Below are 22,011 nucleotides of genomic sequence, written 5' to 3'. Positions count from 1 at the left end.
GTTAGGAGTTCGCTAAAAACTCCTAACTCAGGACTCAGCACTCAGCACTCAGGACTCTTTTACAGCCCTACTTGCACAGGGGTGCGAGTGCGTTGCAGTTCATAATCTGCTGTTTTCAGCAGCGATCGCCCTGTCATCTCTGGTGGTTGAGGCAGTTGTAAAATCTCTAGAATTGTGGGGGCAATGTCGGATAGCTTACCATCGCTTCGCAGTTCGACATTTGTACCATATCCAGGGATTTTGACTTTCTCGCCTTCTACCAATATAAAGGGGACTGGGTTAGTGGTGTGGGCTGTCCAAGGATTACCCCCATCATCTAGCATATACTCAGCGTTGCCATGATCGGCAGTAATAATTGTTGTCCCACCGGCTTTGATAACGCTCTCTAGTAGGCGACCTAAACAGCGATCAACTGTTTCAATTGCTGTAATAGTAGCGTCGATTTGACCAGTATGCCCTACCATGTCTGGGTTAGCATAGTTAATTACAACTAGGGAATATATACCCTTTTGAATCGCAGCGATCGCAACATCTGTAACTGCTGCTGCTGACATCGCTGGGGCGTGATCGTAAGTAGCTACCATTGGACTGCTTACTAATTCCCGATCTTCTCCAGCAAAAGGTTCCTCCAGACCCCCATTAAAGAAATAGGTGACGTGGGCGTATTTTTCTGTTTCGGCGGTGCGGAACTGATTCAGACCATGATTAGCTATTACTTCTCCCAGAATATTACTGAGATTCTGCGGCTCAAAGGCTACAGCCACTGGTAAATCTGAATCATACTGTGTAAACGTGACAAAAGACAGCGGTGTGATTTGCTGTCTTTCAAAACCGTTAAAAGTGGGACTGACCAAAGCTTGAGTCAGTTGTCTGGAGCGATCGGGGCGGAAGTTGAAAAATATCACCCCATCCCCTGGTTCTATTGCGCCTGGTGCAATTCGGATGGGGTTGATAAATTCATCTTTTACCCCTTCGGCGTAAGATGCTTGCAAGATTTCCACAGCCGTGCGATTATCACCTGTACCATCTTGGGTCATCACGTCGTAGGCGCGTTTGACCCGATCCCATCGGTGATCACGATCCATCGCGTAGTAGCGACCGCTGAGGGTGACTATGCGTCCAATTCCTGTGCGGTCTATATAATCTTGCAGCAGTGTGATTGCTTTTACCCCTTCTGTTGGGGCGGTGTCACGACCATCGGTGATGGCGTGGATACAAACTTCTGGAATTTGCTGGTTTTTGGCTAAGTCAAGTAGTCCGAATAGATGGGTGATATGCGAATGTACCCCTCCCTCAGAACAAAGCCCGACTAGATGTAGCTTGCTATTCCGAGAACGAACTTCCTGGCAAATTTTGACAAGTGCTGGGTTTAAGGCAATAGAACCGTCTTCGACTGCATCGGAGATGCGTACAAGTTCTTGCGGTACCACTCGCCCAGCACCAATGTTCAAATGACCAACTTCCGAGTTGCCCATTTGACCCTCTGGCAACCCTACGGCTTTTCCTGATGTGCGGATGAGAGTATGCGGGTAAGCTGCCCATAAACTGTCCACAATGGGAGTTTTAGCAGCAACAATAGCGTTTCCTCGCTTTTCCTCGCAGTAGCCCCATCCGTCTAAAATGACTAGCACCACAGGAGCAACAGGTGCTTTGGTCATAGTAAAATTGCCCTTTACTTTTTGTAATACCCGAATGATACCATTGCTAATCCACGTCGCAAGTGAATTTTTGCTTATTAATTTCTTTTATGAAAGACTTACACGTTTTTTGAAATATTTTTTAAACTTTAGCGATTTTTCTGTAATTTTGTTGAGCGCTAATAAATAAGTGATCACTTAGTAGTAGCATTTTAGCACTACTACTAAGTCCGTATTCAATCTCTTATTTCTTTTTGGTAGAAGCTTTTGCAGCTTTTTTAGCAGCTTTTTCGGCAGCGATCGCAGCTAGTTTTGCCTGTTCTTTTTCTTCGGCAATTTTCTGGAGATAGTAATGATAATCTCCTAAGTAAACCCGGAATTCACCATCACGTATTTCGACAATTTTGTTAGCTACTTGAGAAATAAAGTAGCGATCGTGGGAAACTACAATTGCCGTACCATCATAGTTTTTCAGCGCTTCTTCCAGCATTTCTTTCGCTGGAATATCTAGGTGGTTTGTCGGCTCATCTAAAATTAGTAAGTTCGCGGGACGTAAGAGCATTTTTGCTAACGCCAAACGAGCTTTTTCTCCTCCACTTAATGCCCCAACTGCCTTAAATACAGTATCACCCGTAAATAAGAAGCGTCCCAAAAGCGTGCGGACTTCTTGATTATCCCAGTCGGGAACTTCATCATGGATAGTTTCCATGACAGTCTTCTTCAAGTCCAAAGCTTCAGCTTGATTTTGCTCAAAGTAACCGGGAATAACATTATGATCTCCTAATTGAACGCTACCTTCAGTGGGTGGTTCCATCCCCATAATTACACGCAACAGAGTAGATTTTCCAGCACCGTTAGGGCCAAGAAAAGCAATGCGATCGCCTCTTTCAATTAGGAGATTTGCTGCCAAAAACAGGATTTTATCACCATAAAGATGAGTTAAATCTTTAATGTCAACTACCTCGCGTCCACTGCGAGGTGCAGGGGGAAAACGAAAGTGCAGAGTTCTTACCCCAGCGATAGGTGCTTCAATGCGCTCAATTTTGTCGAGTTGCTTTTCCCGGCTTTTTGCCTGGGTACTGCGGGTAGCACTGGCGCGAAATCTATCAACAAAGGTTTGCTGTTTCTCTAATTCTTTTTGCTGACGTTCGTAAGCACTAAGCTGTGCTGATTGGCTTTCGGCTTTTTGTTCTAAATATGCCGAGTAATTACCAAGGTAAGTACTGGAAACACCACGTTCAGTTTCCACAATTTGGGTGCAGAGGCGGTCAAGGAACTCCCGGTCATGGGAGACTATTACCATCGGCGTAATCAGCCCTCTGAGGTAATTTTCCAACCACTCAATGGTTTCTAAATCTAAGTGGTTAGTCGGTTCATCCAGCAGCAACAAGTCGGGTTTTTGCAGGAGAATTTTACCTAAACTCATCCGCATTTGCCAACCACCACTGAAGGCACTGACGAGGCGATCGCCATCTTCTAGCCCAAACCCCATTTCTGGTAGAATTTTCCCGATGCGTGCATCTAAGTTGTAGCCGTCTAAGGCTTCAAATTTGCGCTGCAACCGATCCAACTTGTCGATCAGTCGATCTAGTTCCTCTGGGCTAGCCGTTTCCATCTCTTGTGGTATATGCGCCAGAGATAGCTGTACTTCGTTGGCTTCTTTGAAGACAGTCCAAAATTCTTCTCTAACGGTGCGGGTGGGGTCTACTTCAAACTCTTGGTTGAGGTAGGCTATATGTAAGCTATTAGGGCGAATGATTTCGCCGGCAGTGGGTTCAATTTCCCCAGAAATGATCTTTAACTGGGTGGATTTTCCAGCACCGTTGACACCGACTAAGCCAATGCGATCGCCTGGTTTAACTTCCCAGTTGATATCTTTGAGAACTTCGCCTGTGGGATAAATTTTACTTATATGTTCTAGTCGCAGCATTAAGTTTCTCTCAGGTAGGGAGTGGGTGGTTGAGGACGAAGTACTAACACCGCCTCTAATATTAACAAAAATTAACTATAAATTCGTCGTGAGAAAGTCTGGAAGCCGCAAACCAAATTTGGCTTGAGCTACGGATAAAATTTACCACATCTATCTTAAGGCTGCCTTTTTGCTACTTGTCTGACTTCTTCGACACTCAAATCTAACGCCTCTGCTACTTGTTCTACAGTCAACCCTGCTGCCAACATTGCTGGTACTGCTTTTAGTTTCCCTTTAATCTCACCTTGTTCGATGCCTTGTTCAACACCTTCCTGAAAGGCTTCCTGATAAAATCTGGTTTGCTTTAACTCGCTTAAGCTAAACATTTGCTCGATCTCCTCCCTACTCATTGCAGGAAATTTGTAAACCAAAATAGTCTCTATAAATTGTAATAATTGCTGCTGTTTTGATGGTGAGTTTATCTCTGACTTGGTTCTGTCTATCAACTCCCTTGCTTTAGCGATCGCTATATCGTCAGTTGCAATTACTAATTTAGCAGTTGCAATGCCAATTGGAAGCGATGCACCTTCACCTAATTCATCCAAATAAATGCGCCTGACGCGCCCACTTGTGAAAAACTCACGGTAATGTTTAATATCGCCTGTATCTACATTCCTATTTGGGTATAAAACCACAGCACCCCAGTCATTTAATGGTTGATTCTGACGGAGGTATAAACATATTTCTGCAATTAGCCGTGAATAAATTTCCCCATCAGTTTGAAATTGCACTTCAACAAAGTAAATCGGGTTCTCGCTTCCTTGTGTAGGCAGAAACACACCATCGATTCTGAAGGCTGTTTGTTTGATTTCAACTGATGAAAATTGATAAAGGCTAGCCTCTTCTGGAGAATTACCAATAATTTCAAAGAAGATATCAGGAAATTCTTGAAACAGCCGATAAAAGATGATGTCTGTTTTCACAATTTTATATTATTTGAATATTTTGATTTGCCGTTCATGTGTTATTTGATTCTTCAGAACCATCTCGCACTTTCAGCAATTGCTCTTTTGCCATCCCTAATATACGTGAAAGAGGCGCTAACAAACTATCATCAAATGCTTCTCCAGCATAGATATTATTCAGTTCAGTCGGAGATAATTTGAAGGTATCGCAAAATTTAGCAAACTCCTGGTTACTCAAGTCAAGCTCTTTTTGCCTATCCTGAAGTAAAACTGCGATCGCTCTAGTTCCATGCTTCGGACGCTCACTAGTTTTTACATATTTTTCCATTAAATAATTGACTTTTCTGGTATCGCCACCGATTTTTTTAATTAAATCAGTACAAGCCATTTTCAGCGCTTTCTTTAAAACTTCTTCTTCATTTAAATTTTGAATAATTTCACTGGCATATTCTGGTTTAAAAAATCCCACCAAATTCCCTTGATGATAAACTGGTATATAAGGATTGTTCGTTTCAAGTTGCCAATCTAAAGGCTCATTGCGTAGCGACATAGCTGCACCCCTAAATATTTTAAGATTGCACCATTTTAAAACCATTTATTCCTTAACTGCCAGTAAAATACCCTAGCACTGGCGATTAGAAACCGCAGCGATACAAACAAAACCCACCTTCGTGGGTTTCAACTTGCTGGAGTCCACGCAGACGGACTTAGTTTGTGCAGCCGTTATGTATTTCTACCAGAACCTCTAACTCAGCCAAAATTAGCGATCGCCAGGTGAATCAATGCGATTTTGCTACTCACACGCCTAGTTTTGTGATTCGTATTCTTCAAAAATTATTACAGCAGCTTCCAGGTATCGATCTAATAGACGACGATCGTATATATCAGGTAATACTAATTCGACTGCCCTAGTGGTTTCGATTACTCCACCACGATCCTCTCCATCTTTAAAAGCTGCCATAGAACCCCATAGTCGAGCTATTGCAGTTTGAATTTCTTCCCTTTCAGGCAAATACCATATTTCTCGACTAATTTCATCACACTGTAAAGGAGTTAAAAAATTTGGCTTTGACAAAGCTTGCTGAATATATTTATTAAGCTGGGAGAGTTTGTCCGATTCAATCTCGGATGAATATATTTGTATGCATTCTATTGCCCATTGGATTGCCAAACTATAGTGATTTTTTGTAATTTCAGTGCAATTGGATAAGCCCAAAGTATTTCTTTTTGCGCTATAGTTTGTTTTACATTTTCTATTAATTGTTTCATAGATGTAACTATATCTAACTACCTTGGAGTAAAACTTATAACTATATAATTTTTTCACCTCATTCTACTTAAGGTATCTCCAAATAACAAATGATTGTAAGGAAAATGGCAGGAATTATCCTTCCCAGTCTTGACGAATATCGCACAGAAAATTGTATGCGATCGCATCATCAAATAAATAGGGGTAATGCTCTGGAAAAGTTCGTAATGGTAAGTTAGTTTCTCGTAGCGACAAATAGACTCCCGCTTCAATCCTGAAAAATATTCAACTAGCCTTCGCCTCATCCCCGGATGCTTCAGCCACAGCCGCCAATCTATCTGCCGCAGCTTGCACAATTTGAGCCACTTGGGCCAAAGGCATGTGCTGGATTTGTCTAAGAATCAGACTCAAATCTGAGGTTTCTGGAATTGGCTTGCCATCTATGCAGCTGATTAACTCTTCCATTGTGTAGCCTGCTTTCGATGCGATTCGAGCCAAATTTTCTGTATCTGGCACCTTCACACCTTTTTCCCACATCTGAACGGCAGTAGCAGATACTCCCAAAAGCTTACCAAATGCTCGCTGACTCATTGAACCGCGAGCTAGTTTAATGATTTCAATCAGTTTTTGTTTGCTTTCGATCTTCACTGCTTATATAGCTAGCCAACTTTATTTACAAGTTTACTTTCAATAATACAAGTTTACTTTTATATTGACAGCCTTGTGTTTTAGTACTAAACTATATCTCTGGTTGTAAATTGGCAACTACAGGCATCAAGCTAGTAGAATAACCCATCTATCTTTAACCAACCCAAAAAACTTAGTTTGCTACGGCGCTTGTGCTAGTAGCTAGACTTTGCTGCGAAGAAATAATATCGAAGGTGCATCATGTTTCGCAAGCCACGCAAAATTAACCAATATCGCCGCAAAGGTAAAAACCTTATAGCCACTAATAAAATTAAACCAGAACAGTGGAACATTTCTGACACAGAAACCAAAGAAGCTTTAAAAGTTAAAGGCTACGATGTTAAGCAAATCAAAAAAATCCACCTTCTGAAGCATCAAGTATGTATTTCCTACTGGGATGCAAAAGGCAATATATGCAGCAGCTTTTTTAGCTATCGGATTTTTGCACGTTGGCAAGAAGAAGTGGAAAAGCTAATTTATACCTGTGAAACCCTGAAGGAATGGGCAAAGTTAAATTACCTTATGAAGTACGAATTTGCCTATTACCATTATCCCAGTGAAATAGAAGATACACTCCACGCAATATTAGAAAACCACCTGTCTGTGTTGAAAACAACAGTTCAATAAGTGGTTTTACAGGATATTTAACAACAGAAATTAGTTAGCGGCAGAAGTCGCTAACTCCGCGAGACGTTCCTGTTGGTCTAGAGATATACAAGATTGGATAAGTGTCTCTAAATCACCATCCAAAACAGGGGTAAGAGGATAATTCTAACCTAACCGATGATCGGTAGCGCGGTTATCTTTATAATTATAGGTGCGAATTTTTTCCGATCGTCGCGATCCAGTACTAACCTGCGATCGCTCTAGTTTGATACTTCGGACTTTGACTACTTTATTACATATATTTAGATTAAATAATTAACTTTGTTGGAATCGTCGGCAGTTTTTTTGATTAAATCAATGTAGGTATTTTTCAATGCTGTTTAAAAAACCTTACCTTTTGCCAACCACTTCTACTGGACTGGGGATCTGGTTGCTCTCCTACGGTTATGAAAAATGGTGCAAGATATTCAGTTTGACAAAACTCCTAAAGTTTTGGTGATTGCAACCTTGGCTTTTGTCACACAGAAAACAACATTCCTTCAGCCAACCTGTTTTGGTTGACATTGCTTTTAAAGCATAAACTCTGGTATATTTTGATCTATATAATTTATCTCCAGCCTTTGTGACTAGTACCAATAATGCACCATCTCAAACGCTCCCTTTTTGATAGCAAATTTAAAAAGCTCACTTTGCTTGTGGTTGAATTAAGAAGTGCGTGAACCTGATAAAGGCTGATAACCATAACAGAAAGACGATCGCTTCAATTGAGCAAATAAATAGACAGTGTGCTTATCAAACACGAGAAGAAATTACCAGTATTTGGAGAAAGAACCTTCTCTAACTATGAGTTCCTGCGTAATTACTCTAAGGACATCTAAAATAATTTTTGTAGGATAATTAACAGCCAAGCCTATGGGTTTAACTAAAAGGTAATGGTATCAAATAAGCATGAAGTTAATATACTTACGTTAATATTACCTGTGTTCAGTTAGATAGCAAACAACTTCAATTTTTCTACTAGTAGCAATTAAAACTCCTAGAGGCAGCCGTAAATTGAAAATAAAGGGCAATTTTAGCCCTGATTCAGAAATCTAGATTTATTCACCTGTAATTTTAGGCTTACTATGCAGAAGTAAGCCAAACACCACCTAGCAATAAATAATTTGTACTTCTATTTACAAAAAACACTGAATACAGATGTTCCCAGAAAAACATCTACAACGTAAACAAGAGGCTTTGCAAGTACAGTATGACCTTTCTAGCGAGAGGTTATTTGAATTGCGTCGTAATTATGCGATCGAAGTAGATATTGCTGTTCGCTTCAAGTTAGCTAACCAAATCAAGGATGCTGAGGCAGAACTTGATGAAATGGCACTACAGCTTGATAATCTGAGCAAATCTTCTGAAAGTGAGCGTTTATACTATGCTTTATTAAAGCTAGGTTATCACACGCAAGTACGGACATTTAAAAGATTTATTGATACTCAGTCAATTGGAGCTTTTCTAATACATGGCTCACTATATTACGGTCAGCGCTGGTTGTTAAATCGGTTAGCAAGACGACATGTACCGGAGAACATTCCTGGCAAGGAGGTAATTATAGACCTGAGTCGAATTGCTCGTCAGAGCGATGTAGCGGCTTTATGGCGTGAACTAAGTTCTCGTGTGGGTTTGGGCAGACAAAGCTCTATCTCAGAAATTGCAGAACGAGTATATAAATGGTGGCAAACACAGAATGTATTGCTCATCTTTCACAATGTACATGTTTTGCCTGAAGCTTTTTTACACAACTTGCTCCAGGATTTTTGGCAACCATTGGCGAGTAAAGCTAAAGAAATAATTACTCAAAAACAACAATTTAAGTTACTCATGTTTCTAATTGATTATGACGGCTGTGTAGGTTCTTGGAACATGTCATTTGCGGATAAACTGCTTCCCACATGGAAACCAGATACTCCAGTCAAACTACCAGCAATTACGGAATTTTCCGAAGATGAGTTAGAAGATTGGCTTTGGCAAGGGTACGAAACTGAAGAACTACCACCGACATTAACAGCGGAGGACGTAGATCAAACAGTGCAAATGATCCTCCAAAATAGTGATAATGGAATTCCAGAACCCGTAATAGAAGAAATTTGCCGACTATCTGGCTGTGACTGGTGTGAAGAAGAGAGAAAATGGTTAAAGCTCTAAGCGATCGAATACCTGAATACACAGGCAAAGTCCAACCTAAACCAGCAGAACGCAAAGTAAACGGACAGCTTTTATATCCCTATTTACCAAGTTCGGAATTAGTTGAAGTAGTTAACCTCGCAGTTTACCTGAGGCGACCGTTACTACTCAAGGGGGAACCAGGATGCGGCAAAACTCAGTTGGCAAATGCTGTTGCTTACGAGCTGGGTTTAAAGCTAGAAGCTTGGTATGTTAAATCCACTAGTCGGGCTAGGGATGGTTTATATACCTACGATGCAGTCGGACGGCTCCGAGATGCTCAACTTGCTGCTTCCGGTCTTTTGAGTGCAGAACAGCTCCAGCGAATTGACGAACCATCAGCCTATGTGCGTTGGGGACCATTAGGACGGGCGTTTCAGCAGGAAAAGCCTACTGTTGTGCTGATTGACGAAATTGATAAAGCGGACATTGATTTCCCCAACGACCTGCTACTGGAGTTAGATGAGCGAAGGTTTGTAGTTGAGGAAACAGGTGAGGAAATTGAGGCCAAAGCGGATTCAATTGTGATCATTACTAGTAATGATGAAAAAGATTTACCTGATGCCTTCTTGCGTCGATGTTTATTTCACTATGTTGAGTTTCCTAACATTGAGCGATTGATAGAAATCGTCAATACTCACTTTCCGATGTCACCAGATTTACTGGTTAATAAAGCGATCGCTCGCTTTATGCAATTGCGTGATGAAATGAAAAAAGATAGAGGAGAGTCCAGCAAAAAAGTTAGTACTAGTGAACTACTCGATTGGTTTCGGGTTTTACGCCGGTATCCTCAAGATGAAATTTTAGAGAAACTGGATAGTAAACTCCCCTATCCCGGTGTACTACTCAAAAGCTGGGACGATCATCGCCGTTATCTAGCCCGTATAGGTTCAAAGATTTAAAACTTTCCGGTCAAATCTGCTGCCCATAAAAGATAAAATTTAGACAAGCAGCTACTGACTGTTTCGATAAGCTATTAGCCGTGCATGACCCTGAACTACCACTACTAGAACTTTTTACAAGATTACGCGATGCTGGTTTACCGCTAGGCATTGATGAATACCACTTAGTATTGCGTGCTTTGCAAGCTGGCTTTGGTATTCCTGACCGAGAAGCTTTAGCACGACTTTGCCGTACACTTTGGGTGAAGTCTGATGAAGACAAGCTGCTATTTGACTATCACTTTGACCAGGTGATGGCAATAGATGCATTATTGTTCCGTGACTTAACTGCTTCACCAACTGCTGATTCTGCCCTAACAGGTGTGCAGACAGACCAACCCATTAAAAAGCGATTCGCAATTCCTCTAAAAGTTGGCTACGCAGCTTTAGGAGGAATTGCTGTAGTAGCAGTTGGTTATGCAGGTTGGTTTTTCGGACTGCGAAAAGAATGCCCATACTTCACCAGCATCGCTGTAGCTCAAGCAAAAATAGATAAAGAGTACCGCTACAACATTACTGTTTGTCAACCTAAAAATGGATCTGCTGCCAAGATTTCAGCCGTGGAAGTTCCACCCTGGCTCAAGCTTAAGGATAACGGGGATAGTACAGCCACTCTTAGCGGCACACCCACCACAGCAGACAATAAAGTTATCTATGTGTGGGATATCAAGGGAAACCAGCTAGCTACACTGAAAAATCTGCCTCAGTCCTCTGATATTAAATTTAGTCCTGATGGACAGTACTTTATTAATAAGATACCAGAGGAGAAAACTGTTTTTATATTGGATCTTAAGGGCAATCAGTTAGCAAAACTAAAATACGAACCATATATTTACAATGTTGGGTTTAGTACTGATAGTAAACGCCTTGCTATTACATCTGATAATGGGAAAATTCGACAATATGATCTTAAAGGCAATCTGCTCAAAGAATTTAAAGCTAGTGAACCCACTTTTAACGATAACGGTGATTATTTTGTCGAGCTATTAGCTAAAAAGACTGTTGTCTTGCGAGATTTTGATGGTATACAAATTGCAAAATGGCAGGTAAAAGGCAAAGTAGAGCAAGTATTTATTGCATCTAAAAAACAGTATATTGCTACCTATTCACCTTCACCAGAAAAAACACTTAGGCTATGGGATTTTAAAGGTAACAAGCTAGCAGAGTTTCAATCGAAAAAAGGATTTTACGGACTGAGTTTTAGTGACGACGATCGCTATCTTATATATAGAGATTATTCTGATAAAGTCGATGCTATTTATTTATGGGATATTGAGAGTAAAAAACTAACTAAACAGGAATCTCAGAATTATTCTGATAGGTACAACAATGTTTTTAGCCCAGATTGGCGATACTTTACTAATATTTCATCAAATAGCACTATTCGTTTGTGGAATCTAAAAGGTAAGCAAGTAGCTCAACTACCAAATCAAAAAAATCTTTCTGAAAGGAGTCCCAACTTTAGCCACAATGGTCAGTACTTCGCTACAATTTTGGGAAATACTGATAAACAGTCATCTTCTCAGGATGAGATTATCCGTTTGTGGGATTCAAAAGGTAGTTTTTTAACAGAATTTAAATCTCAAAGTAATGTTTCCAAGATTATATTCAGCCCAGATGAAAAGCACCTGGCTACTCTTCTCGAAAATGGTATTATTCGCCTCTGGGATAATAAAGGCAACAGGTTGTATGACTTGAAACCTCAAAATCAAGTCTCAAAAAACACATACTTTAAATACAAATACTACAGAGATCTATACTTCATATACTTCAGAGACGCTTATTTCAGAAACGCATACTTCAGAGACGCTTATTTCAACTCTAACGGGCAGCGTTTTGCCTCTGTGTCTCAATTTGGTGCTATTAGTTTTTGGGAATTGAAGGGTAATCAGCTATCAGTATTAAAATCGCAAGATTTAGAAAGTTTCCTTGGATTTAGCTCTGATGGACAATACATTACTACTACCTTAGATGATGGGATTGTCCACTTATGGGACTTTATGGGTAGACAATTAAAAACCATGAAACATCAGGGCGAAGTTTCCAATTTTAGCTTTACTAGGGATAATCAACACCTGAATACTGTCTCAAAAGAACGCGTTACTCGCTTGTGGAACTCAAAGGGTCATCAATTAAGAGAATTGCGACCACAAAAACTATATAGTGAAACAGCTTACTTCAGCAAGAATGGCAAGTATTTTGCTGATATTTTAGTAAATGGTACTGCCCGTTTGTGGACATCCAAGGGTAATTTACTAGCTCAAATAAAATCTCCTAGCCCAGTCTATGATATTGTTTTCAGTCCTAATAGCCAGAGATTTGTTACCTACTTACAAGATGGCACTGTTAGTTTGTGGGACATCAAGGGTAATCAGCTAGCACAATTCAAGTCGTCTAAATTTATTTACAAAATAATCTTTAGCCCTGATAGCCAGAAGATTGCTACTTTTTCAGAAGATGGCACTGTTAGTTTGTGGGATGTGAAGGGCAATCAGCTAGCACAATTAAAGTCATCTAAATTTATCTCCGAAATAATCTTTAGCCCTGATAGCCAGAAGATTGCTACTTTTTCAGAAGATGGCACTGTTAGTTTGTGGGATGTGAAGGGCAATCAGCTAGCACAATTAAAGTCGTCTAAATTTATCTCCGAAATAACCTTTAGCCCTGATAGCCAGAAGCTTGCTATCAACTTGAATAATGGAAGATTTAGCTTGTGGGACTTAAAAGGAAATCAGTTAAAGCAATTTCAGCGTGCTATATTTAGCCCTAAACAGCAATATTTCGTAAATATATCAAAAAATGAAACTGTCGAACTTTGGGATTTGGTAGGAAAACAACTAGCGACACTAAAACATCTAGTCAAAGTCAATGATATTAATTTTAGTGCTGATGGCAAGGTACTTGCCACTACTTTAGCAAATAACACTGTTCAACTATGGAATTTTAAAGGTAAAAAATTAGGAATATTGAAATTCCAAAATAATTTTAACAAAATTTACTTTAGTCCTGACGGAAAAAGCATTGCTACTACTAGTAATAGCGCCGATAAAAATAATATTATATTGTGGAATATTGAAGGAAAAAAACTGGCAGAATTCACACTTGTAGATAAAGTTGATAATATCATTTTTAGCAAAGATGGGAAAAGCTTGGCTATAGTTTCTTATAATAATAATTATTATGAAAACAACGTCAGTAATGTCCAGTTTTGGGATATTAAGGGAAATAAACTTTCTGAAATCAAATCGCACTCGCGGGGTGATGTTAAATTCAGTCCTGATGGGCAGTTTTTTATTACTATTTCTGCCAATAAAGCTGTTGAACTATGGGACTTCAAGGGCAAGAAATTAGGGACATTGCAAAATCAAGGTTCGCTTGATGTTGTGGGCTGGAGTCCTGATGGACAAAATATTATTACTACTTCAACTATTAATACTGCTCACTTATGGGATATTCAAGGGCATCAGCTAGCAAAGTTGCAATTTCCAGATAAGATTGGCGATCGCCAGTTTAGCTTTCGGAATAATGATGATTATCAGTTTAGCGCTGATGGTGAACACTTAATTACAACCAATGACTCTACACTTTCAAGTGATGAGGCAGGTGATGAAAGCAAGAAAACTCTTCGTTTGTGGAGTTTAAGAGGACAGCCAGCAATAGATTTGTCCTATGAAGGTCAGCTAAACGATAAAGATTTTAGTCCTAATGGACAGTACTTTGCTACTGCTTCTGGAGATGGGGCGGTTCGTTTATGGGATATGCAGGGAAATCTACTGATATTCTGGCATGAGCGTCCTGTGAAAAGCGTGCGCTTTAGCCTAGATGGACAAAGCCTTGTTAGTCGTACAGCAGATGGCATTGGCCACCTTTGGGATTTGAAGGGAAATCAAGTACAACTTAAACAGCAAGGGCTAATCAATCGTATAGAGTTTAGCCCAGATAAACAGCACTTCATGACCATTTCACAAGATGACACAGTTAATCTATGGAATTTTCTAGAGCAAAAATCGATAGAGTTGAAGCATCGCGGCATAGTTTCCAGTGTTGTCTTCAGTCCTGATGGTCAGAGTCTTGCTACTGCTTCACAAGATAACACTACTCGCCTATGGAATCTCCAAGGAAAAACACTGGCAGAGTTTAAACATCCAGATTGGGTAAACGGTATTAAATTTAGTCAAGATGGAAAATACCTTTTTACCACCGCAAGCGATCGCATTCTACGAATGTGGAACCTTAAGGGAAAACAACTAGCAGAACTACAGCATCCCAGTCAGGTTTCTGCTAATGAGATTATCTTTGCCCCAAATGGACAACACTTGATTAGCACATCTTCTGACCACAATCACAAAGTAACACTCGAAGTTACAGATGAAGCTGGTCACAAAAATACTCAATCCTTCACAATTTCAACGATTACAGATTTAGGTGGCAGGGCAAATACAGGCAACCTCTTAAATTTGATGGTTGCAGGTTTATTTGGGGGTGTCTTATTTCTAGGGGGGTTGTCTGGAGGGTATGTACTGTTTAAATGGTTGATAGAGCGCCGTGCCCAAGAAGAATCTACACAGTCTGATAATTCTTCAGATACTACCCCTCCTTTACCTTCAGATTATGCGAATGATATAGAAGAAGATGACTTACAGGTAGCCCAAGCCGTGCGTCATGCCCGTGGCAGCACAGACATTGCTCGCAGCCCTTTTGCGATCGGCAATGAGTATTTTCCAGTTACTCGTCGGCAGATGAAACAAAGTTGGCGCTATCTGCGCCAGTTTGTCCGTCAGGGATTGCCCACAGAATTAGATATAGAAGCTACAGTCCAAGAGGTGAGTCGGCATGGTTTTTTACTCAAACCTGTTTTAATCCCTCGACGGGTAAATCGAACTGAGCTGCTATTACTCATCGATCAAGATGGCTCAATGATCCCCTTTCATTCTCTATCACGTCGCTTGGCAGAAACGGCTTTATATGGTGGGCGTTTAGCAAAAGCCAATATTTATTACTTCCATAACTCTCCCAACCAACATCTTTACTATGATCCAAATCACCAAGATGCAGAGACAGTTAGTAATGTAATTGCCTCAATTCGCTCTGAATACACTAGCGTGATGATTTTTAGTGATGCCGGGGCCGCTCGTGGAGGGATGAATCCAGAACGGATTGAAATGACGGCAACCTTCTTAGAGCAACTGAAACAGCAAGTCAGTTACATTGTTTGGCTAAATCCGGTACCGCGATCGCGCTGGTTACATACAAGTGCTGATGAAATTGCCAAACTTGTCCCTATGTTTGAATTCAATCGTCGGAGTTTGCATGAGGCGATTAATGTTTTGCGGGGCAAACCAGCCCACTCTTCTTCATAAGTAAGGTTCTGCCGGAGATGAAACTTGATATTGTAGCTCGGCGTATTGCGTTATTTGAGAAACAATTTGGCAAACCACATTTATATCTGGCTTACCATGCGGCATTTCCCTTAGCTTTAACGCCTGATCTCATGTACCGTCTGTGGGTAAACTTTCAGCAGGATATCCACGGACAACCTCTCAATATTGCCTGGGTCGCTGTAGGAGACTTTCTCCTTTCTGGTCTATGTGACGAAGTAGGGTATGAACTCTACGAAATGGATATTACAGTTCGTAATCAGTTATTACGGCAATTAAAAGCAGACCCAAAGTTTGGCATACAGCGAATTAATCATCTGTCTGATTTTTTACTAGAATACGTCCGACAACAGATATTAAGTGACGATCCTGACACCCAAAATTTTGCCAAAACTCTCCAGTGGACAGCTTTAGCCTACACCAAACCCAATGAAGCCGCGCGACAAATAGCCTTGACTTTTCGCCATCTGGAGATGTTGTCTTGGAGACAAAATCAACCGAATCACACAGAATTAGTACGCATGGCATCTCTAGTAGAAACCTTTGCTGAACCTTTAGCAGATGCCCAGCTAGAACCGTTGGTTACTTATGCCCGTGGTATGGCACGCTTTGCTCATGGGGATATTGAAGGTGCTACTGCTCAAATTGGCACAGTTGCTGAAGCTGGAAAAATTCAGGTAGCTGGCGTAGACATACCAATTCCTGAGAAGATTCAGGAGCATTTAGAGGATGCTAGTTCGCCAGTAGGAGCAGATTTCAGAGGTCAAAATCTTTGTGGTCGCTCTTTTAAAGGTCAAAATTTGGCAAGAGCAAACTTTAGTCATAGTGATATTCGCAGCGTAGATTTTACTGATGCCATCCTCACGGGGGCAAGCTTTCGCCATGCTCAAGCAGGATTACAACGTTTTTTAGTTATAGGACTAGTGCTGTGTGCATTCTTACTAGCAGCCTTATCAGGCATTGCTGCCGGATTGGTTGGGTGGATATTGGGGTGGGAATTGAATATGGGTGGAACTTCTCTGGGGATTGGGATTGCTAGCGTGATAGCTATTATGACTGTTTTGACGATCGCCTTTCGTCAGGGAGTGAATAACAAAGCAGGAGCGATCGCTTTATCTATGATCGGCACAACTGCGATCGCTGGCTTTGAATTTTTGAATCTGTATGCGGTTTTACCTGAAGTTATGCGCTCAGGCAATTTAGCTGTGCAGGCGATCGCACTTGCTAGCGGCATCGCCATAGCTGTAGCTTTAACTGTTATTGGTAATCGGATGCGAACACGAGCTTTACCTATGACTTTGATAGCAGCAGGAACCGGGGCTGTAGTAGGAATCATTGGTATTGTTTGGTTCTGGTTTATCAAGGCTCCTTTGGCTCAAACTGCCTTAGCAACTTTAGCTGTGAACATGCTTATTGCTGGTGCTGGAGCCATAGCAATGGTAATAGCTGGTACTTGGATGTGGAATGGAGCAGCCATTGGAACTGCTGCTGGAGCTTTAGTCTTGTGTGGTTTTTGGTTAATCAATGTACTGGCTCCCTTGGGTAGCAACTGGATGAGAGCAGTTTTACCAGGAGTTGTAACTGTAGGGTTGTCATGGGCGATTGTTATCACCTTGACTTTAGCTATCAGTTTGGTAGTAGTAGAAGTTGAACATCGAATATTTGCTAGAGCCTGGATCTTGGGAGCTTTTTTATTTGGCACTTTGATACTATTTTTTATCGTCACTTTAGGCGGACTACGTATTTATCCATCATTTCGAGTCAGTGAAGATTTGCCAATGATCTTGGCTGCAACCATTGTTACTGCTGTGGTTAATTTTGTCAGTCAGCGTAGTCTCAATGGCGATCGCCAATTGACTGGGGTTGAGAAGTTCGCGAGTATCTTTGCTACCACAGGAAGCACCACTTTTCATGGTGCTGATCTAACAGATGCCGATTTCACTCAAGCAACGCTCAAAATTGCAGATTTTAGAGCAGCGAACCTAACTCAAACTAGCTGGCTGCATACGAAAAAACTTGACCATGCCTGTACTGAAGGAAGTTATTTAGTACATCCTCAAGTACGGCAGTTAGTTACTACTAGGGCAGCACAGGATAAAATTTTTGACAGCCTTGATTTACAAGGTATCGATCTGCATGGAGTAAATTTAGTTGACAGTAGCTTCATTGGTACAAATTTACGTGCAGCCAATTTACAGAATTCCGATTTTAGTAGAGCAAAGCTTGTTAGAACTCTGCTAGACCAAGCGGATCTAACAGGAGCTTGCTTAACAGGAGCTTACCTACAAAACTTGGAGATTACGTCTGCAACTCAACTGAAGAACGTGACGTGTAAATACGTCTTTACACGTTTACCCAGCCCAGACAATCCAGATCCTGCTCGTCAACCAGAAGACCCACAAAGAACTTTTAATGCGAGAGAATTTGCAGATTTTATTCAAGAATTAATAGATGAGAACAAGTATTCTTCCGCCAAGCCTGAACTGCATTAAAAAACCACCTGTTTGTGTTAAAAGCAACAGTACAACAAGTGGTTTTACAGTATATATAACAACAAAAATTAGTTAGCGGCAGAAGTCGCTAACTCTGCAAGACGTTCTTGTTGGTCTAGAGATATACAAGATTGGATAAGTGTCTCTAAATCACCATCCAAAACAGGGGTAAGGGAATAATTCTGACCTAACCGATGATCGGTAGCGCGGTTATCTTTATAATTATAGGTGCGAATTTTTTCTGATCGCGATCCAGTACCAACCTGCGATCGCCGCATGGAAGTTACAGCTGCTTGTTGTTCGCTTAACTTGATGTCATACAACTTCGCCCGCAGAATTTGCATCGCCCGTTCTTTGTTTTGCAACTGGCTGCGTTCTTCTGTACAGAAAATGCGTATTCCCGTCGGTTTGTGCATCAAGTCAACGGCTGTTTCCACCTTGTTGACGTTTTGCCCACCAGCACCACCAGAACGAGCTGTAGTCATTTCAATATCTTTTGGGTCAATATGAATTTCCACATCATCCACCTCTGGCATAATCGCCACGGTAGCTGTGGAAGTATGAACCCGTCCCCCAGATTCAGTTGCCGGCACGCGCTGCACGCGATGCACACCAGCTTCAAACTTTAGCTGGCTGTAAACATCATTACCTTTAATTTCGAGAATGACCTCTTTCCAGCCACCCATTTCTCCACGAGATTCGCTCACTAGAGAAACTTTCCAACCTTGAGTCTGGGCATAGCGGGTGTACATCTGCATCAAATCGCCAGCCCAAATGCTTGCTTCATCGCCACCAGTACCAGCGCGAATTTCCAACATGATATTCTTTTCATCATTGGGGTCGCGTGGTAGCAGTAAGACTTTCAAGCGAGACTCTAAGTGTTCGATTTTTTCTTCAAGTTCTTTTACTTCCAGTGATGCCATTTCTTGCAACTCTGGGTCACTGGCAGATTCTTTGTAAACCTGACGCGCTCCGATTAAGTCTTCTTGGGCTGTTTTCCAAATTTCATAAGTATTAACAACCTCTTCCAAAGAAGAACGAGACTTAGCAATTTCTTGATACTCATCAGGATTGCTAGCGGTATCGGGGTCGCCAAGACGACGTGTTAATTCATTAAAGGTTTGTTCAACGGATTTTAGTTTGTCCAGTAAGTATGATTCAGCCATGACGATTGCGATCGCTCCTTAAAAAAATAACAAATTGGCTCGAGCATATAAATGAAAATCGACCCAGCTGATGCAGGGCCGTCGTTAACAGCAGAGCCAACTCGCTACTTTTTGTCTTGTTCGTCGCCAGATGTTTGAGTGCTGCTCATACCGTACTTGCGGAGGAAGCGCTCGACTCGACCCTCAGTGTCAATAATCTTCTGAGTGCCAGTGTAAAATGGGTGATTTCCAGACCAAACATCTACGTGCAATTCTGGCTTGGTAGAGCCAATGGTCATAACAACTTGACCGTTGCAGTAAACTTTAGCATCTGGATACCATTTAGGATGAATATCAGATTTAGCCATTGTTCTTTGTGAGATGAATCTATATAAATTATAACTTTCAGCGTTCAATTGAAGCTAGGGATTGGGGACTGGGAGATATACCCCATACCCCATGCCCAATGTTTTAACGCTTAGAGTACTGAGGTGCTTTCCGGGCTTTATGTAAACCATATTTCTTCCGCTCTTTTGCCCTTGGATCGCGAGTCAAGTAACCTTCGGTTTTCAAAGGTGGGCGATTGTCTGGGTCGAGTTGGCACAAAGCACGAGCAACTCCCAAACGAACAGAATCAGCTTGTCCGGTCAAGCCGCCGCCTTCTGCTTTTACCAAAATGTCATATTCGTTTTCTAGTCCCAGAGTTTCCAGGGGCGCTTTAATGACTCCCAGGTAGTTGGGGTTAAATTGGAAATACAAGTTTCCATCTTTACCGTTCACAGTCAGTTGACCAGTACCTGGAACTAAGCGTACCCGTGCTACTGCGTTCTTACGACGGCCAGTGCCCCAGTATACGGCGCGACCGCTATTGGCATCTGCTACTACCATTAATTTTCTTCTCCAGGAATTGTACTAACTTTTAGTTCTTTAGGTTTTTGAGCATCGTGGGGATGTGTAGGGCCAGCGTAGACTTTCAGCTTGGTGAACAACTGCTTACCCAAACTATTTTTAGGTAGCATACCTTTAACAGCTTGTTCTAAAATCCGCTCTGGTATGCGGTCTTGCAGTTTAGCGAAAGTTTCCGTTTTCATCCCACCGGGACGACCAGAATGGCGGCGGTAAAGCTTTTGAGTGCGCTTTTTGCCCGTGACTGCTACTTTCTCGGCATTGATGACGATTACGAAGTCACCTGTATCTAGATGGGGTGTATATTCGGGCTTCTTTTTGCCTCTCAATACCTGGGCGATTTCGCTGGCGAGGCGACCGAGACGTTTATCGGTGGCATCTACTATGTACCACTCACGCTCAAGGGTTGCTTGAGAAGGAAGGTATGTTTTAACTGTTGTCATTTGTCATTTGTCCTTTGTCATTTTTAGTTTGTCATTAGTCAATTGTCTTTTGTCCTTTGTCAGTTGTCCTTTGTTATTCACTAATGACCATTGTACAGACGCGATTAATCGCGTCTCTACTGACCAATGACTAATGACTCTTGACTAGTGACGAGCTTTGGCAAGGTGTCGTACCAAATCTCTTTTGGAAAGGGAAAATCGGGATAGCCGACTCGCAACAAGCACAAGCCTTGAGGCGGGGCGGCGTGTTTCACTTCTTCCCGGCGTTGTTCTTTCCAGAGTTCGGTGAAGCTAGAAAGTGTCCGTTGTCCAGAACCTACCTGTACCAACATCCCTACCAACAGCCGTACCATGCCATACAAAAATCCATCTGCCTGTATTTCAATATGGATAAATGGCCCACTGCGACGACACTCTGCTGCTTGCACCTCTACCCAGGAATGCGATCGCTTTGAGCCTGCACGGTGAAAAGCAGCTAAGTGATGCTTTCCCAAGAGAGGTTTCAAGGCAGCTTGGATTAAGGATTCATCCAGGGGTGCATAATAATAATGCCAACTGAAGGCTCTTACAAACAAGTTAAGCCGATCTTCAGTGTATATTGTGTAGCGATATCGTCGATAGGCTGCACTAAAGCGAGCGTGCCAACGGTTATCTACACTAGCTGAAGCCCTGATTAATATATCTGGCGGCAGGTAGCTGTTGAGGATTGTTGCCCACTTGTGAGGCGGAATTAAACCTGTTGCTTCAAAATGGGCTACTTGAGCAGCAGCATGAACTCCAGAATCGGTTCGCCCAGCACCATGTAGTGTTACATGATACCCAAGAATAGTAGCGATCGCAATTTCGATCTCTTCTTGGACTGTCCGCTGTTTTTTTTGCCGTTGCCAGCCATGAAAATGAGTGCCCAGGTATTGGATTACCAAGGCTACTCGATGAGTTTGTGTAGGCTGGTGGCTTTCTAACATACAGATTTTGTCCTTTGTCCTTTGTCATTTGTCCTTTGTCAGTTGTCCTTTGTATTCACTAATGACCAATGACTAATGACTAATGACCAATGACTAATGACTTAAACCAATTCAATTATTGCCATTTTTGCATTATCGCCCCGACGCGGTACGGTATGCAGGATGCGGGTATAACCGCCCTGGCGATCGCCGTATCGAGTAGGAGCTTGCTCAAATAGAGCGTGAACCAGTTGTTTGTCGAATATATAGCCAAGGGCTTCTCGACGTGCTGACAAGGAGCCATTTTTGGCTAGGGTAATCATTTTTTCCACTTCACTTCTGAGAACTTTCGCTCTAATTAAAGTGGTGGTGATCTTACCATGACGGATCAGCTCGGTGGCGAGCGATCGCAGTAAAGCACGGCGTTGATCGGCTGGTTTACTGAGTTTTTTGACGCGACAACGGTGACGCATAATTATGCACTATGAATTATGAAGG

Annotated in this window: 18 protein-coding genes and 1 pseudogene; 5 read left to right on the top strand and 14 right to left on the bottom strand. The window is 41.7% G+C overall.

From position 1 onward, the window contains the following. Positions 1 to 59: 59 nt before the first annotated feature. The 7 genes from gpmI to IQ274_RS06490 form a co-directional block, all read right to left on the bottom strand. A complete protein-coding gene (gene gpmI / locus IQ274_RS06520) occupies positions 60 to 1,658 on the bottom strand; it encodes a 2,3-bisphosphoglycerate-independent phosphoglycerate mutase (RefSeq protein WP_163927964.1) in 1,599 nt (532 codons plus the stop codon). Between the two features lie 223 nt (positions 1,659 to 1,881). Beyond that, positions 1,882 to 3,567, bottom strand: coding sequence for an ABC-F family ATP-binding cassette domain-containing protein (locus tag IQ274_RS06515; RefSeq protein WP_194141733.1), 1,686 nt, complete (start codon positions 3,565 to 3,567; stop codon positions 1,882 to 1,884). 155 nt (positions 3,568 to 3,722) lie between these two features. Further along, positions 3,723 to 4,529 (bottom strand): Rpn family recombination-promoting nuclease/putative transposase, encoded by an 807-nt coding sequence (locus IQ274_RS06510; RefSeq protein WP_194141732.1) that lies wholly within the window; start codon positions 4,527 to 4,529, stop codon positions 3,723 to 3,725. A gap of 34 nt (positions 4,530 to 4,563) precedes the next feature. Then, a complete protein-coding gene (locus IQ274_RS06505) occupies positions 4,564 to 5,061 on the bottom strand; it encodes a hypothetical protein (protein WP_194141731.1) in 498 nt (165 codons plus the stop codon). Positions 5,062 to 5,316: 255 nt separating this feature from the next. Continuing rightward, positions 5,317 to 5,586, bottom strand: a complete 270-nt coding sequence (locus IQ274_RS36330) for a hypothetical protein (protein ID WP_228058057.1) — start codon at positions 5,584 to 5,586, stop codon at positions 5,317 to 5,319. Positions 5,587 to 5,895: 309 nt separating this feature from the next. Beyond that, positions 5,896 to 6,015 (bottom strand): DUF29 domain-containing protein, encoded by a 120-nt coding sequence (locus tag IQ274_RS06495; RefSeq protein WP_228058056.1) that lies wholly within the window; start codon positions 6,013 to 6,015, stop codon positions 5,896 to 5,898. A gap of 30 nt (positions 6,016 to 6,045) precedes the next feature. After that, positions 6,046 to 6,408, bottom strand: coding sequence for a helix-turn-helix domain-containing protein (locus tag IQ274_RS06490; protein ID WP_012410694.1), 363 nt, complete (start codon positions 6,406 to 6,408; stop codon positions 6,046 to 6,048). A 240-nt stretch (positions 6,409 to 6,648) separates the two neighbouring features. Between IQ274_RS06490 and IQ274_RS06485 the strand changes: the two genes are divergently transcribed. Beyond that, positions 6,649 to 7,074 (top strand): hypothetical protein, encoded by a 426-nt coding sequence (locus IQ274_RS06485; protein ID WP_194141730.1) that lies wholly within the window; start codon positions 6,649 to 6,651, stop codon positions 7,072 to 7,074. A 30-nt stretch (positions 7,075 to 7,104) separates the two neighbouring features. Here IQ274_RS06485 and IQ274_RS06480 read toward each other — a convergent pair. Then, a pseudogene (locus tag IQ274_RS06480) lies at positions 7,105 to 7,311 on the bottom strand (peptide chain release factor 1); the annotation flags it as partial. Positions 7,312 to 8,250: 939 nt separating this feature from the next. Between IQ274_RS06480 and IQ274_RS06475 the strand changes: the two are divergent. The 4 genes from IQ274_RS06475 to IQ274_RS06460 all read left to right on the top strand — a co-directional run bounded on the left by IQ274_RS06475 (position 8,251) and on the right by IQ274_RS06460 (position 18,075). Then, positions 8,251 to 9,246, top strand: a complete 996-nt coding sequence (locus IQ274_RS06475) for a hypothetical protein (protein ID WP_194141729.1) — start codon at positions 8,251 to 8,253, stop codon at positions 9,244 to 9,246. Beyond that, a complete protein-coding gene (locus tag IQ274_RS06470) occupies positions 9,231 to 10,166 on the top strand; it encodes an AAA family ATPase (RefSeq protein ID WP_194141728.1) in 936 nt (311 codons plus the stop codon). Before IQ274_RS06475 ends, IQ274_RS06470 begins: the two co-directional genes overlap by 16 nt. An 80-nt stretch (positions 10,167 to 10,246) precedes the next feature. Next, positions 10,247 to 15,565: an eIF2A-related protein gene (locus tag IQ274_RS37685; protein WP_194141727.1), complete on the top strand. Its 5,319-nt coding sequence runs from the start codon at positions 10,247 to 10,249 to the stop codon at positions 15,563 to 15,565. A 17-nt stretch (positions 15,566 to 15,582) separates the two neighbouring features. Further along, positions 15,583 to 18,075, top strand: a complete 2,493-nt coding sequence (locus tag IQ274_RS06460; protein ID WP_194141726.1) for a pentapeptide repeat-containing protein — start codon at positions 15,583 to 15,585, stop codon at positions 18,073 to 18,075. Between the two features lie 68 nt (positions 18,076 to 18,143). On the opposite strand, the gene prfA is transcribed toward IQ274_RS06460, so the two are convergent. The 6 genes from prfA to rplQ form a co-directional block, all read right to left on the bottom strand. Beyond that, on the bottom strand, positions 18,144 to 19,241 hold the full coding sequence (gene prfA, locus IQ274_RS06455) for a peptide chain release factor 1 (protein ID WP_163927947.1): 1,098 nt from the start codon (positions 19,239 to 19,241) through the stop codon (positions 18,144 to 18,146). Positions 19,242 to 19,345: 104 nt separating this feature from the next. Next, positions 19,346 to 19,588 (bottom strand): 50S ribosomal protein L31, encoded by a 243-nt coding sequence (gene rpmE, locus IQ274_RS06450; RefSeq protein WP_194141725.1) that lies wholly within the window; start codon positions 19,586 to 19,588, stop codon positions 19,346 to 19,348. Between the two features lie 103 nt (positions 19,589 to 19,691). After that, entirely contained in the window at positions 19,692 to 20,108 is a 417-nt protein-coding gene (rpsI, locus tag IQ274_RS06445) for a 30S ribosomal protein S9 (protein ID WP_012410698.1), read from the bottom strand. Next, positions 20,108 to 20,569 (bottom strand): 50S ribosomal protein L13, encoded by a 462-nt coding sequence (gene rplM / locus IQ274_RS06440; RefSeq protein ID WP_012410699.1) that lies wholly within the window; start codon positions 20,567 to 20,569, stop codon positions 20,108 to 20,110. Before rplM ends, rpsI begins: the two co-directional genes overlap by 1 nt. A 116-nt stretch (positions 20,570 to 20,685) precedes the next feature. Beyond that, positions 20,686 to 21,534 (bottom strand): tRNA pseudouridine(38-40) synthase TruA, encoded by an 849-nt coding sequence (gene truA / locus IQ274_RS06435; RefSeq protein WP_163927945.1) that lies wholly within the window; start codon positions 21,532 to 21,534, stop codon positions 20,686 to 20,688. A gap of 101 nt (positions 21,535 to 21,635) precedes the next feature. Beyond that, positions 21,636 to 21,986, bottom strand: coding sequence for a 50S ribosomal protein L17 (gene rplQ / locus IQ274_RS06430; RefSeq protein WP_118167591.1), 351 nt, complete (start codon positions 21,984 to 21,986; stop codon positions 21,636 to 21,638). Between the last annotated feature and the right edge of the window lie 25 nt (positions 21,987 to 22,011).

The sequence above is a fragment of the Nostoc sp. LEGE 12447 genome, assembly GCF_015206985.1.
Taxonomy (GTDB): Bacteria; Cyanobacteriota; Cyanobacteriia; order Cyanobacteriales; family Nostocaceae; genus Nostoc.
This window is presented reverse-complemented; position numbering and strand designations above follow the sequence as displayed.